The sequence below is a fragment of the uncultured Aquimarina sp. genome (genome assembly GCF_947496855.1).
In the GTDB taxonomy this organism is placed as follows: domain Bacteria; phylum Bacteroidota; class Bacteroidia; order Flavobacteriales; family Flavobacteriaceae; genus Aquimarina.
Map to the genome: position 1 here is coordinate 49,078 of NZ_CANMED010000009.1, position 14,204 is coordinate 63,281.

Sequence of the window (14,204 nt, forward strand, 5' to 3'; positions counted from 1 at the left end):
ACAGTGGATTTAATGGAAGTGCTAAGAAGTTATGATCCAGTGAGAATGGAAAACAATCTTCTTTTAGTTCCTGTTAAGGCAAATGACCAAGAAATAGAATCAACGACTCTTTACAGATTTAAAGTTAATGAAAATCGTCTAGAATTGAAATCTGTAAATTGTATAGGATGATTAGAAATAAATGGCGTCTAAATTTATGAATTATTACATTTATTTGTAATAAAAAGAATATTAGAATGAGTGGACATAAAGAAGGAATTAATGCAGCACAACAATTGATAGAAGCTCGTTCTAAAAGAATTGAGGAGATTAATCGTAATTGGGCTGATTATGCGAATCAAACAACTTTTGCTACCAATGAATCTGAAGAAGGTTTAATTGATGCTTACTTTGCAAAAAATAACGTTGAAGAGGTTAGTGTTTCTAGTGGGAACTCTTCATATCCTATAAGAAACCCTATTAACTTAGTTGATGAAAATGGAATAATGGATGAAGGAGAAATAGATCCTAACCTAAGAACTAAAAGTATAGATACCGTAGCCCAAGAAATTTTATCTGTAATTGAGAGGGATTCTTTATTAGCAGAAGGCTATCATACTAACGTTGAAGCAATACGTACAAATCTTGAGTATAGAATATATAGGGAACCTAATAATGTTGTGGAATTTGAAATTTTTAAGAAAGAAGAAAGAGTTTCTTATGAAAAAAAAGATAATGGAATATTAGGTGAGGATTCTTATATCCTAGTTAAAGGATTTGCCTTAAAAGATAAAGAAGCCACTGTAGAAATTTTTGAAAGGAGCCCATTTTTATTAATGGAGGATGAAATTCCGCTTACAGTTATTCAGTATGATACTATAGGAGCAGAAGAACCAAATGAGAATACAAATAAAACCGAACTAAAAGCTATTTTTAACGATCAAGGAGAAGCTGTAGTAAAGATTAAATTTCGTCCCAAAGTAGATGATCCCGATACAGTTTTTGAAGAATGGAAAGAAAAGTTTAAACCTAAAGAACCCATTAGTCTTCCTCCTCCTTCTGTAGAAGAAATGCAACAAATAACTCCATCCGTTCCACTAACTTTTGGATCAGATGTGTCACAAATTGGGTCAGAGGTATCTACTAATCCTGAGGATTATCCCTTACCCACTAATCAAAAACCAGAATTACCTCCGATTATAGATTTTTTATGGTTAAAAGTAAAAGTAAGTGGAGATAAACAGGATTATGAAGAGGAGTTTCTAAATGAGAGTGAACGTTCTTATTTTAGATTAGAAAGAAATCAATCCTGGGCACATAGTCAATTTGGTAATCTGATTGCTAGATTCGAATCAAGAGACGATTATAATCTATGTAATAGGACATTTCCTCCTCCGCTAAGAGAAGTTAGAGATGTGAATGTTGTGGGAACTCCTATTAGTGAGATTCAAAGACGTCAGAGTAGGGCAGTTCGAACTTTATTTGCTGTGGGAAGGTATCAGGTTATACCTAAAACAATGAATGAGGCAGTTGCTGCTTTAAATCTTGATGTAAGTAAAAATTTTGATGAAGAAACACAAGATAGAGTTTTCAATGAATTTTTAATTGACATAAAAAGACCACCTATTATTGCATATCTAGAAGGGGATGGTGATTTGGGAGAAGCAATGTACTCAGCAGCAAAGGAGTGGGCAAGTATCGGTGTAGAAATCGGGCGCCGTATTAGCAATGATAGATTTGGTAATCGTAGAGTTTCACAAAATGGAGAGTCTTATTATGCAGGTGACGGCTTGAATAGAGCACATATAACTCCCGAAGAGATAAGAGAAGCTTTAATAAATTCTAAAAATGGTCTATAATATTTTCTTAATTGTTATTAGAACAATAATCTCTTGTTCCACATTATTTGGATGTAAAAGTATTATTGATAATCAAAAAAATGATAGTGAAAATCAATTAATATACAAGAATGTAGAAAAATCAGATAAACAAAGGTCTTTTACTCTTAGTTGCGGGTCAGGTTGTGCAATGACCTATCAGGAAATAGATATTGTAACCAACAAATTTTCACATAGAGTTAAGTTAAATGTTAGCATGTATATAGATGAGGAACTGACGGAAGAATATATTTTAACTTACATTATAGATTGCCAAGGTATTGTTGGAACATCAATGATGCTTGAAAATGATACTGAAAACATTCTTTTTAGCGATTCGGAACAGAGTAAGAATGTATTCCAAAAATATGCAAATCAAGTTTGTTCAGATCAAAGATAATCTAATGGTCATATCAAATAAAAGTGGTTTTCAGGGTATACTTTCTATGGAAATCATGGATGTATTCGCGGGTCTTATTTTCTACTTTTGATTAAGAGATAACACAAATATAAAACTCATAAAACCAAAACCAATGAAAGGCTTATTAACCCATAAAAACCTGCTTCTAGTAATATGCAGTTTGATCATATTTTCTTGTTCTAAAGAAATAGATGGATCAGATGTTACACTTTTAAATTCTGAAAATGAGATATTACAATTCACCTTTCTTTCACAAGAAAATGGAGAATTAGATATTGATGTTACAGCTAGAATTGATCAGGAAGATAAAGTAGTGTCTGTCGTGTTACCGTTTGGCACACCGATTAGAGCATTGAAGCCCAGTATTGAAATTTCTGAAACAGCTTCCATCGTTCAGGATATAGATGTTTCTTTCGACTTTTCTACTCCAATAATATACAGTATTATGGCAGAGGATGGTACAGTTTCGAATTATACAGTAAGAGTACGAGTAGTGGCAAGTACGGAGCGAGAAATTTTACTCACGATTTTTGAGCAAAATCCTGATAATACGTTAGGCTGGAATATTAATAGCGAAGACATTACTACCTGGGAAGGTGTGATTTTTATTGATGGTAAAGTGGTTGCATTAGAATTAGATGATAAAGGACTTACCATATTACCACCAGAGATCTGTGATTTGTTTTACCTAAAAACACTGTCTTTAGAAAGCAATATGATTTCGGAAATCCCAAGGCAAATCGCAGATTTGTCAAATAACCTAAGGACACTCAATCTTGGAGGGAATCAGATAGAAATAATTCCACAAGAATTTTTTAGTTTGAGGAAGTTAACTGACTTACGAATGTATACAAACTTGTTGATAGAAATACCTTCTGATATTAATAAGCTTACAGGGCTTAGGTATTTGAGTCTTTCTAATAATTCTTTAAAAACACTACCCTCAGAGTTGTTTGAACTCTCTGAGTTAAATGCACTATTTATTAATAACGTTGAATTATTAGAAATACCTGAAGCAATAACTAATTTATCTCAATTAACCAGTTTAGGAATTTCCTCTAACTTATTAGGTTCAATCCCTGATCATGTTTTAGAGATGGAGACATTAACTAGATTAGATGTCTATAATGCTGGTATAATTGCGATTCCTGATGACATAACAAAACTCACTAATCTAAAACGACTTCAATTGTCTGGAAATAATTTAGTCGAAATAAATGAGAATATAGGGGACTTGTTTCTCTTAGAAAATCTATTATTAAAAACAAATACAATCGAAGAAATCCCCGTTAAACTTAGTAATTTGATAAACTTGCAAGTATTGGATATTTCAGAAAATAACATTGTTTCTATGCCAAATGCGGTATGTGACTTAGTTAATACGGGAACAGAGATTGTAGTTGATATGGGAGTAGGATGTATTTAGAAAGTTAGTTTGTATTAATCTATTAATCTACTAATCCTAATTTAATAGCGTGTTTCGCCAAACCAACTACATTTTTTACATTTAACTTAGAAATCAAACTTGTACGATATCCTTCAATGGTATATTTACTTAAGAAAAGTTTATCTGCGATCTCTTGTGTAGTATATTCTTTAGCAATTAATTGAAGTATTTCTTTTTCTCGCTTGCTTAGATTTACCTCATTATTTTGCTTTTGCTCAAAGATACTTTTTGTGTATGCTTCTTTTATGCTATCCGCAAAATAATTAGAACCATTTAAAATTGTTTCGATAGCTTTTAACAGTTCTTCTTTTTTAGCATTTTTTGGTATGTATCCGTTTACGTCAGATTGTGTTAGTTCAAAGATTTTTTGAGGTTCTGATAACATACTAACTATTAGTGTTTTTATACGAGGATGATGTTCTTTTATGTGGAGGTTAAGAGCAACTCCATCCATTTTAGGCATATTAATATCTAGAATTGCTAAATCAATTTGATCCGATGCGTTTATGTCCAAATATTTTTTAAGATCAAAACCATTACTTGCTGTATAAACAATTTCATAATCGGATTCGTGTGATATGATACTTAACAGGCCATCTAAGAACATTTTGTGGTCATCAGCTACCACTAACTTGTATTTATATTTTTTTGTCATTTAATATAGTTGGTATTTCAATACGTATCGCGGTTCCTCTATTAATTGCAGAATCGATATCTATTTTTGCTTTTAATAACGTTAATCGTTTTTTGATATTTTGTAATCCGATACCATTTCTTTCTTTTTTAACATCAAAACCAATACCATCGTCTTCAAAAATAATTTCAATAGAATCGCTGTAAGCATTAAGACATATCTCTATTACTTTTGCTTTAGCATGTTTTAAAGCATTTGTAATTAGTTCCTGGATAATTCTAAAAATTTCAACTTTCTGATTATCATCAATGGTATTAATTTTTTCTATTGGATGTGGTATAAATGTAATGTCTGGATCTGTGACTTTTTCTATCGTGTCTATATATTCACTTATATAATTGGCAAACGCTGTCTGACTGATCTTTTTTGGAATAAGGTTATGAGATATTTCACGTACCTGCTGATAAGTGTTATCCAGTTGATTGATAATTGCATTCTGAAACTCTTCGCCTTTTTTTATGTCAATCATTTGTAGCTTTATTGCCGCAAGATTTCCGCCTATACTATCGTGTAATTCTCGGGAAATTCTATTTCGTTCCTCGTTTTGGGCAATTACGTAAGTGTTCGCAAGTTTTAGTTCTTGCTCTTTGAGAAAAGAAGTAGTTTTCTGTCTATTAATTTCTTCTTTTTGTGCATTGTATTTAGTTTTCACTTGTAATTTTTGGTAATACACGAGTAGCAAGCCAATTATGGGTATTAGAACAATAATAAAACCAATAATGTAAAATCTTTTTAATAAACGTTGTCTTTTAATTTCGGCTTCGTTTACAAGCTGATCTTCTTTTAACAGTAAAATCTCCTTTTCTTTTGTAGCCGTTTCATATTTGACTTCAAGTTCAGTAATCTCCTTTTTTTGCTTTCTATTATTTAAAGAATCCTTAAAGATATGATATTGAACCAGTGCGTTATTTGCCGATTTATGATCATTTGCTTCTTTATAAACAATAGCTAAATTATCATAAATGTTTCTCTGTATTTCTAAATTAGAAATTTCTTTGGCTTTTGCTATTGTACTTGTAAGCATTTGTATAGCTTCAGAATGGTTTCCTAAAACCCCTATAACAAGTGCTTTATGAGTAATTGCATTTAAGCTTTTGCCTACAAATCCATGCTTATCAGCAATCTGTTTACTTTTCTCGTAATAATCGATCGCTTGATCATACTTTTTGTTTTCGTACAAGATGGATCCTAAATTAAGGGCTATCGTAGCGGAAACCTTTGGATCTTTTTCTGGCGGCATCATTTCAAATGCTATACGAAAGTATTTTTCAGCATTTTCAAAATCTTCCTGAAAGAAATATATAGCACCAATGTTTACATAATTACCATAAATTGCTTGCTCACTTTGGGCATTAGCAATACTTTCTTGTAAAAATCGAATACCTTTTTCATATTCTTTTTTATTAGCATATAGTAAACCTAAGTCGGACTTAACCTTAGTTACCATATCTCTGTAATGTATCTCTTCCGAAATTTTTAGACTTCTGTATAGTAATTCTAATGCATCATCTATTTTACCACTTACCCTATAACTTGATCCTAATAAGCGATAAGCCTTGGCTAAGTACTTTTTATTTCTGAGATGAATCAGGGAAGCTCTAGTATAATACATGGATGAGTCTACAACACCAATAGAGTTGAAGTAACTTCCTAAAAATAGTTTTGCCTTTGCTTTTATAGAATCTTGATATTTTTCACTCTTAGAAATTTTGGATAAAACAGTATATGAATAATTTGGATTAGTATCCAAAGAGTCAATTGCCTTATCAATTTTTGTAATTGCAGATTCCTGTCCGAAGCAGAAAAAAGTGCCCCAAAAAGCTATAAGTATTAGTGTTTTTCTATGGTGTTTGTAATCCATATTAGCTTGTGCAAATATAATAAGTTGGTCTCTTTGCTAAGGTAAAGATTCGAAGGTTAAGTTTTATTAACTAAGCTTATATTTAATAAAACTTAACATCTTAATACTTTTGAAAATTGACGGTTTATGTATCTTTTAGGTACATATAATAACGCACATTTCCGGTATTAATTATTTGTTTCTCATTTGTTCTAAACTATTTTTTAAAAAGCCAATTATAAAAGAAAAGACACGTCGTTTTTCTTCTTAAAATGGTCTTTGAGTTGTATCTTTATAGAGTAATTAAAATAATATTCTTTCTCTAAATATTTTCTATGGAAAACCTTGATGCAGCAAGACTCCAAATGGCATTTACTTTAATATTTCACATTGTTTTTGCTTGTATTGGTATGGTGATGCCTTTTTTTATGGTAGTTTCACATTATAAATGGCTAAAAACCAAAGATCAACTCTATTTAACACTAACGAAAGCTTGGCAAAAAGGAGTTGCCATCTTTTTTGTAACCGGTGCCGTTTCCGGTACAGCTTTATCGTTTGAATTGGGATTATTGTGGCCTGAATTCATGAAACACGCAGGACCTATTATTGGAATGCCTTTTTCACTAGAAGGAGCAGCATTTTTTGTGGAGGCAATTGCATTGGGATTCTATCTGTATGGTTGGAATAAATTACCGGAAAAATTTCATTGGTTTACAGGAGTTATTATTGGATTGTCTGGGGTAGCCTCAGGGATTTTGGTGGTGGCCGCAAATGGATGGATGAATTCACCAAGTGGTTTTGATTATATTGATGGACAGTTTCTTAATATTGATCCGATAAAAGCTATGCTAAATCCAGCTTGGTTCACGCAAGCATTACACATGACCTTAGCAGCATTTACTGCTACAGGATTTGCAGTAGCAGGAATCCATGCATATCAGGTATTTAAGGGAAGAAGGGTAAAATTACATACCAAGGCATTTAAAATTGCGATTACCTTTGGAGCGATTGCAGCCATTCTGCAACCCATTAGCGGTGATATCTCTGCAAAGGATATAGCAGAACGACAACCTGTAAAACTTGCTGCAATGGAAGCACATTATAATACAGAAAAAGGAGCACCATTATATATTGGAGGTATTGTAAATGGGGAGACGCAAGAAGTGAAATATAAGCTGGCCATTCCCGGAATGTTATCGTTTTTAGCATTTGGTGATTTTGATGCTGAGGTAAAAGGCTTGAATGATTTTCCTGAGGATGAAAGACCTAATGTCCCAATCGTCCATTATGCTTTTCAGACAATGGTAGGTATTGGAGGCATATTGATGTTAGCGGGACTTTTATATTTCATTTCTTTAAAAAAGAAGAAATGGTTTGCTAACAATAAGTATTGGCTACTTTTTGTAGTATTAGCTCCTCTTGGGTTTATAGCATTAGAAGCAGGGTGGATTGTAACAGAAGTTGGAAGACAGCCTTGGATCATTCATAAAATAATGCGAACCAAAGATGCAGTGACACCAATGCCTGGAATTGTATTTAGTTTTTATACTTATGTGGTAGTATATGTTACCCTCTCTATTGCTGTAACATGGTTAATGATTCGACAGATTAAAGTTCTTAATGCCAAAAATAATTAGTTTATGCTATACGTTGTATTATTCTTTTTGATATTTTCTATGTACTTATATGTAGTTCTGGGAGGAGCGGATTATGGCGCTGGTATTGTAGAGTTATTTTCATCAGAAGAGAATCAGAAAATAACAAAAAAAACGATCTATAGAGTTATGGGACCTGTATGGGAAGCAAATCATATATGGATTATTATTTTGATCGTAATCTTATGGATTGCTTTCCCTGCGTATTATAATATATTGGTAGTGAATCTTCATATTCCATTAACTATAATTTTACTCGGAGTGACGCTTAGAGGAGTAGCTTTTGTTTTTAGACACTATGATGCGGTGATTGATAATTCTCAGAAATTGTATGATGCCATGTTTAAAATATCAAGTCTGATTACACCAATATTTTTAGGAATGGTTTTCGGAGGATTAATTAGCGGAGAGATTAAGCTTACAGAAGATGTAAGTACTTTAACGTTTTATGAAGCATTTGTAAGACCTTGGTGTAATATTTTTAGCATACTAGTTGGGTTATTTTTTGCAGCTCTTTGTGCCTTTTTATCTTCAGTGTTACTTATTGGTGAATCTACACCGGGAAAAGAAAATATTTATGTTAGAAAAGCTACGATTGCAACTATTGTAGTTTTTGTAATGGGTTTATTAACTTTTAGCTATGGATATGCAAATGAATCAGCCTTTGTAAATGGGTTTATTAAGGATCCATATGCTATAATCGCTATGCTAATTTCTGGATTATTGTTGATTCCTCTTTGGATCACTATAAAAAAGGGTAGAAGAGTATTGAGTAGACTTTTTGCAGGCTTACAAGTATTTTTGATTTTGCTTGCAGCATTCGTATCTCATTTTCCTAATATCATTATTACAGAAACGCATAGTGTTAGCTTATTAGAAAATATAGCACCGGATAGTGTGATTAATGTTTTAGGAATATCGTTAATTATTGGTGGTGCAGTAATCCTTCCTGGATTGTTTCATTTATTGAAATCATTTAAGATGATTAAGATTCTAGAACAGCACGATAATCCTTCAGTTTAATAAAAGTATTTTTATATTTGTTTTATAAGTACGGGATGTGGCGCAGTCCGGTTAGCGTACACGGCTGGGGGCCGTGTGGTCGCAGGTTCAAATCCTGTCATCCCGACTTGACTATTTTCTTTTAGTTACAGAACGTTGTAAATCGAATGATTTTCAACGTTTTATGTTTTTGTGGGTATCAAAAGAAACCCAAAGAAAGCATAGAATATAAAGGGCATATATATCCTTTATTTCAATTGCCTACAATATGAAAAAACTGCTTCAAATAATAATTCTTACTTTAATCACAGCTTGTGGTTCAACAAAAACTACGACTGACTTAATTGCAGACGAAAAATTTGAGTTATGCTCTAAAATCAGATATAATCAGCTCATGACCGAAGTTGGACCGATTGATGGAAAACTGATTTACAAACAGAATATTCATAGTTTACTAGAAAACTCTTTGATCCAAGAAAAATATCTGACCGAAATAAGTAAAAGTGGATACTCTGAATTATTAAAAAAAGTAAATCGGGGAGAAATCAAACCTGATTTTTTTGAGAAACTTAAAACGGATATAGGGTTTGATCCTTATTTATTATTTCCGATTAACTCTCATTTATCCTGCTATGGCTACTTATTTGAACAATTAAATGTTTTAAACAAATCAAGTTGGCAATATGAATTTGGATTAGCTTATAACAAATTTGAAGCTTATGGGAATTTAGAAAAAGAAAGTGAATATTTAATTGACGTACTGAATAAAATTCCAGAAGATAAATTTCAATTAATAATGTATCGGAAGTTATTCTTGGATTTAATATTTACACAACTGAATTAAGAATACTGCGGGTAATCAATAACTTTCTAAATATATTGAGTCATATCTTGTAAAGAAATTAGAAAAATAAAGTTCAATAAAACGATGAAATTAAGTGATACTATTCTGTGGTTATCTTCAAAATCAATCGAAGAGAAAATACAATTCAACGAGATTTTGCTGTCCCAAATGACAATTATGAATAGAGCCATTTGGAGTGACTCTGGATATTCTGACAAAATTAAAATAGAATGCCTAAAATGGTCAAATGAACTGGCTCATAGAATCTGGAATTTAATATTTGAACTCAGGAGAGGAGAAGACAATAATTCTGAAAATGAATTGGCAGAAAACATTAATTTCTATAGACAGCAATCCAAAGATTTCGCAGGACATTTAGGTGCAACTATAAAAGAAACAATAAGTAGATATAATCATTTTGAAAAAAGTTAAGTCAAAAATCAATATAAAAAGTTCAATAAACCGATAAATGAACAACTTAACTGTAAGGGATGAGGTCGTATATTTTAAAAATCTAACTTGGAGGGAGTTATAATTTTAATGATTTTTTGTTTTTTTTCTCCGATAATCAGAAGGTTTTTGTTCATAAACCTCCTTAAAACATTTGATAAAGTAGGAAGTACTAGCGAATCCTACATCAAATGCGATCTCTGATATATTCTTATATTCTTCTTTTAAGAGCGTTGCTGCTATCTTTAATCGATACGTCATAACCATTCGGCTGGGAGACATTTTGGTAATAGACTTTACATGACTATAAAAATTAGTTCTACTCATTCCTAAATCATATCCCATTTTTGAAATACAAAAATCAGTATTTGAATAATTTTTAGATAAATAATTATAAACCCTATCCATAAACATGATATTTTTATCTTTTATAGGACTATTGGTACCGTCAAAAAAGAGTTTCCCTTTTAAATGATTTTCTAATAAGAAAATTCTCCCTAGGTGACCATTTATTTTTGCTTGTAGTAGAAATAACGTTTTAGAAGTATCTAATATAAAATCGATGCCTTTATCATAACAACTGACAAGTTCTGTTTCTGATATGTTGTCTTTTTCGGGATACCATAAGATTGTTATATGAGTCATATCGTCCTCTTGTAAGATGTAGAGAATTTTACGAACTTGATCAAATTCAGGTAGATGAAGAACGATAAGATCTGGATCTTTTTGTCGTATAAGAGATGATAATTTTGATATATTATATAAGAGCATTACAGTATATAAAGTGTTTAAAACAGTATATACGGAGTTATCACTATATGTACTGGTGATAAAAAATAGAGTATGTTTTTTTACTAATTTGATAGTACACTTCTTACTACTATATTATATAACTAACCTATAAAAAAGATCTTTGTATACTATGTGATATCATAATTAAAAAAGAATAAATTTCCCTTAAATAATTTTCGATCCAGATACTAACTCATTACTAACTTTTAGTAAGAAATAAGTTTTTCTTATTCGTATTATGATTTTATAAAAAAGACCTTTTTTTTAAGCTTATATTAGAAGTTAATTATTCATCAACTAGTCTCGAAATCAATGAAAATATTTGATTTCTACAATCTCTTTTTCTACCCATCAAAATTTATCAATGAATTGTCTTCTGTAACTGTAGCCCGAAGAGTTCTTTGAGTTTATTATTTAGCTATTGGATAGCATGGATAGTCAATCGAAAAATACAATTGAACCCAGATTATGGATTGAAAAATCTATTATAATTTGAAATCTTCATTATGAAGTTCCAAGATATAATCTGGGTTCAATGAATTTAACACAGTACTATCTGTTAAGATTCCTTGTGTTCATCCTAGTTCTTTGGAAAAACTAGTATCAACGTGTTTTCATAATATCTATTTGCCCTTTTATAAAGGAGATATTAAGGCAAATCATTGCCAGTATAAGCCTGTCGAGACTTAAAAAAATTAAAATTTCTTTAATCTGTAACAAGCTTTTTATGATACAATAACTTTATTTTATCGAGATACTAATTAATTTAATTTTTTTACTCCTCCTTGCTTAGATGATAGAGGGGTATCATTTGAAGAATACCGATATTATTAATTAGGTGCTTCTAATCCTATAGATGTTCCTATAGTAGTTGCCCAATTACCACCATTATCACTAGAAAATTGCCAATTCATCATACCTCCAAGAACTCCATCTTTTTGAATAGGATCTATGATTTCTGAAACAATATCATCTATAGAGATATATCCAGAACCGGCATCATTAACTGTTACAGGTAATCCAATCAAAAGTTTTTCAGAACTTAAACCAGAAAGTTCAGAGAATAGCTGATAAGAAGATATAATTTCACTGGGATCACCACTCCAAGGAGGATTGTTATAAAACTGCACATTTAACCAATCAATACTATCTCCAACTTGTTGCATTACTTCTACATAGCCATCCATACCACTATCTACTTCTAAGTATGGAGGTTGAGGGGCATGCGTAATTAAATATTGTGGACTTGGTAACTCTGTTCGTAAAGCATTCGTCAAATTGACGAGAAAATCAACGCCATTATATGCTGCAGTACCCGTAAAAGAAGATGTATCTTCAAAATCGATATCTATTCCATCAAGGCTGTATTGGGTAATAAATGTAGCAATGGATTGTGCTAATTCTGTTTCATTCCCAACAATTTTACTATACGCTTCAGAAGACATATCTCCTCCTCCAAAAGAGATAAGGACTTTTTGTCCATTGGCTTGGAGTGCTGCAATCGCTTCTATTGTAGTTTGTGTTAATTCAGGAGGGCTTTGTGATGCAGCGATACCTCCCCCAAGTTGTAATGATAATGGCTCTTGTTCTGTGGTATAGAGAAAAGCTAAAATGATATCCGTATACGGAAGACTTGTAGCGGTATCTAAAGCGATAGTTCCATCGTTGTAATAAGTGACTAATTTTGACATAATTGTGTTTTTATTTAAGTTTAAAATTTATTTAGTATTCTAGAGTATAATAGCAAGCATATTTTTAATAATTCTGGATAACTTAGGGCTTTGTTCTTCGCAATTTTATATTATTTTATGAATTGAAACTACCGTAGTCTCCCATCTTTTTCTGTTTTCGAGCAACTTCAAAATCATAAAGGGTATTACTATTTTTTTGTGGTATTTATTTTTCCGAATTTTAAGATGATATTGGGGTTTCCTTTAAAATAAATAGACGGATCTGTTCCAAATATGTCATCATAAGAAAATGCATATGCTAGATTATTAAGTGCTTTTTCATGTAGAATACTTGAATAGTAAAAAATAGGAGCATTTGCAGTATACCAATTGGCATTATTCACCCAATCATCTGCATTATTCATATGCATACACCCTCGACAAATGGAAATTAAGATTGCCATTGCCACAGGATCAGTGGCCCAGTTAGGAGCAGCACTTCCTTCTGTATTAGCTGACAAAAGAAATCCCCAATCAACCGGTGTATCGTCTAACATATTATAACCAGAAAAACCATTAGAAAAATCAGGAAGATTCCCGATATTACTAGGTCTTGGCAGTGTAGGGCAAGATGCATACGGTTGTGTTCTAGCTGCATCGGTATAGATATTTAAATTTAAGCCTGTATTATCAATTTCTCCATAATAAATAGGTCCTGGATTAGTACTCGTATACAATTTACTATAGCAAGTAAATTTTCTGTTACTTGCATAACATTCATTATTGACATATTCTCTCCAAAAATGAGTTCGATGTGTGGCTCCAGTAGCCATTTCACTATCGTTACTACCTAAATCTATTGGGCTAGCTGATTTAGGAGATAATATACGTATCAAGTTATTATTCGTGTCTTTTAATACCAAGGTTTTCATAAAAGAAGTATTCCCATTGGTTCCAGAAATATCTGGAATGGCATTAAAAGCAGTAATTATATCCGCTCTTGAGGTTTTATAACCTATGATTCTATCTTTTGAGATATTTACATCGTAAGCGGTTATTGTAAATGAAAGCCCAAAAAAGTCAACATTGGTAAGGTTTACATTCGGATTTGGAGCTGTAACGACTCCATTAGATTTGTGAGCAGCATTATCAAATTCTATTTTGTCATAAATAACAGTATTATTTTTGTCATTTACGGGTCCTGATACTGCGAATACAGGGATCTCTGTCAGACTTTGACCAAAACTAATATAGAGACGTGCGCTACCAATATAAGGTACTGTTATTACATAATTACCATTTGAATCTTTCGTAAGTAGATCTAATGAGGTCACCATTGTATCTGTTACTTTATTAGAGGAAAAATTTGCTGCCATTAATGCACCTGTTGAGAAATCGAGATAACTAAAGTCTCCGTTCGCAACTGGTTGTCGGTTAACATCAATATTTACAGCAGTGCCAAGCACAAGAACAAAGATTTCTTTATCTCCGTACTCTGTTTCTGTTGTGTTTAGTCGAAAATTAGTATTCATT

At 31.9% G+C, this 14,204-nt stretch carries 12 protein-coding genes and 1 tRNA gene; 8 read left to right on the top strand and 5 right to left on the bottom strand.

Going from position 1 to position 14,204, the window contains the following annotated elements:
- Positions 1-236 precede the first annotated feature (236 nt).
- The 3 genes from Q0921_RS23785 to Q0921_RS23795 all read left to right on the top strand — a co-directional run bounded on the left by Q0921_RS23785 (position 237) and on the right by Q0921_RS23795 (position 3,703).
- Positions 237-1,838: a hypothetical protein gene (locus tag Q0921_RS23785; protein ID WP_299261488.1), complete on the top strand. Its 1,602-nt coding sequence runs from the start codon at positions 237-239 to the stop codon at positions 1,836-1,838.
- Entirely contained in the window at positions 1,828-2,256 is a 429-nt protein-coding gene (locus tag Q0921_RS23790) for a hypothetical protein (protein ID WP_299261490.1), read from the top strand. The genes Q0921_RS23785 and Q0921_RS23790 overlap by 11 nt, the downstream gene beginning before the upstream one ends.
- A 133-nt stretch (positions 2,257-2,389) precedes the next feature.
- On the top strand, positions 2,390-3,703 hold the full coding sequence (locus tag Q0921_RS23795) for a hypothetical protein (protein WP_299261492.1): 1,314 nt from the start codon (positions 2,390-2,392) through the stop codon (positions 3,701-3,703).
- Between the two features lie 22 nt (positions 3,704-3,725).
- On the opposite strand, the gene Q0921_RS23800 is transcribed toward Q0921_RS23795, so the two are convergent.
- Positions 3,726-4,379, bottom strand: a complete 654-nt coding sequence (locus tag Q0921_RS23800; protein WP_299261494.1) for a response regulator transcription factor — start codon at positions 4,377-4,379, stop codon at positions 3,726-3,728.
- Positions 4,363-6,279, bottom strand: coding sequence for a sensor histidine kinase (locus Q0921_RS23805; protein ID WP_299261496.1), 1,917 nt, complete (start codon positions 6,277-6,279; stop codon positions 4,363-4,365). Before Q0921_RS23805 ends, Q0921_RS23800 begins: the two co-directional genes overlap by 17 nt.
- A 314-nt stretch (positions 6,280-6,593) precedes the next feature.
- Here Q0921_RS23805 and Q0921_RS23810 point away from each other — a divergent pair, with 314 nt between their 5' ends.
- The 5 genes from Q0921_RS23810 (at position 6,594) to Q0921_RS23830 (ending at position 10,191) form a co-directional block, all read left to right on the top strand.
- Entirely contained in the window at positions 6,594-7,895 is a 1,302-nt protein-coding gene (locus tag Q0921_RS23810) for a cytochrome ubiquinol oxidase subunit I (RefSeq protein WP_299261498.1), read from the top strand.
- Between the two features lie 3 nt (positions 7,896-7,898).
- Positions 7,899-8,936, top strand: a complete 1,038-nt coding sequence (locus Q0921_RS23815) for a cytochrome d ubiquinol oxidase subunit II (protein ID WP_299261500.1) — start codon at positions 7,899-7,901, stop codon at positions 8,934-8,936.
- Between the two features lie 31 nt (positions 8,937-8,967).
- Positions 8,968-9,042, top strand: a tRNA-Pro gene (locus tag Q0921_RS23820).
- 141 nt (positions 9,043-9,183) lie between these two features.
- A complete protein-coding gene (locus Q0921_RS23825) occupies positions 9,184-9,759 on the top strand; it encodes a hypothetical protein (RefSeq protein ID WP_299261502.1) in 576 nt (191 codons plus the stop codon).
- Between the two features lie 177 nt (positions 9,760-9,936).
- Complete coding sequence (locus tag Q0921_RS23830) at positions 9,937-10,191, top strand: hypothetical protein (RefSeq protein WP_299261504.1); 255 nt, start codon at positions 9,937-9,939, stop codon at positions 10,189-10,191.
- 105 nt (positions 10,192-10,296) lie between these two features.
- Here the strand turns inward: Q0921_RS23830 and Q0921_RS23835 are convergent, their stop codons facing one another.
- The 3 genes from Q0921_RS23835 to Q0921_RS23845 all read right to left on the bottom strand — a co-directional run bounded on the left by Q0921_RS23835 (position 10,297) and on the right by Q0921_RS23845 (position 14,203).
- Positions 10,297-10,980 carry an AraC family transcriptional regulator gene (locus tag Q0921_RS23835; protein ID WP_299261506.1) on the bottom strand — a complete coding sequence of 228 codons (684 nt, stop codon included), beginning with the start codon at positions 10,978-10,980 and terminating at the stop codon, positions 10,297-10,299.
- Between the two features lie 851 nt (positions 10,981-11,831).
- A complete protein-coding gene (locus Q0921_RS23840; protein ID WP_299261508.1) occupies positions 11,832-12,692 on the bottom strand; it encodes a glycosyl hydrolase family 18 protein in 861 nt (286 codons plus the stop codon).
- A 188-nt stretch (positions 12,693-12,880) separates the two neighbouring features.
- On the bottom strand, positions 12,881-14,203 hold the full coding sequence (locus Q0921_RS23845; RefSeq protein WP_299261510.1) for a beta-1,3-glucanase family protein: 1,323 nt from the start codon (positions 14,201-14,203) through the stop codon (positions 12,881-12,883).
- Position 14,204 lies beyond the last annotated feature (1 nt).

Bases quoted from the DNA above. Each gene is read 5' to 3' on its own strand.
- Q0921_RS23800 (WP_299261494.1), bottom strand. From the start codon at position 4,379: ATGACAAAAAAATATAAATACAAGTTAGTGGTAGCTGATGACCACAAA.
- Q0921_RS23845 (WP_299261510.1), bottom strand. From the start codon at position 14,203: ATGAATACTAATTTTCGACTAAACACAACAGAAACAGAGTACGGAGAT.
- Q0921_RS23790 (WP_299261490.1), top strand. From the start codon at position 1,828: ATGGTCTATAATATTTTCTTAATTGTTATTAGAACAATAATCTCTTGT.
- Q0921_RS23825 (WP_299261502.1), top strand. From the start codon at position 9,184: ATGAAAAAACTGCTTCAAATAATAATTCTTACTTTAATCACAGCTTGT.
- Q0921_RS23795 (WP_299261492.1), top strand. From the start codon at position 2,390: ATGAAAGGCTTATTAACCCATAAAAACCTGCTTCTAGTAATATGCAGT.
- Q0921_RS23835 (WP_299261506.1), bottom strand. From the start codon at position 10,980: ATGCTCTTATATAATATATCAAAATTATCATCTCTTATACGACAAAAA.
- Q0921_RS23805 (WP_299261496.1), bottom strand. From the start codon at position 6,279: ATGGATTACAAACACCATAGAAAAACACTAATACTTATAGCTTTTTGG.
- Q0921_RS23810 (WP_299261498.1), top strand. From the start codon at position 6,594: ATGGAAAACCTTGATGCAGCAAGACTCCAAATGGCATTTACTTTAATA.
- Q0921_RS23785 (WP_299261488.1), top strand. From the start codon at position 237: ATGAGTGGACATAAAGAAGGAATTAATGCAGCACAACAATTGATAGAA.
- Q0921_RS23815 (WP_299261500.1), top strand. From the start codon at position 7,899: ATGCTATACGTTGTATTATTCTTTTTGATATTTTCTATGTACTTATAT.
- Q0921_RS23830 (WP_299261504.1), top strand. From the start codon at position 9,937: ATGAATAGAGCCATTTGGAGTGACTCTGGATATTCTGACAAAATTAAA.
- Q0921_RS23840 (WP_299261508.1), bottom strand. From the start codon at position 12,692: ATGTCAAAATTAGTCACTTATTACAACGATGGAACTATCGCTTTAGAT.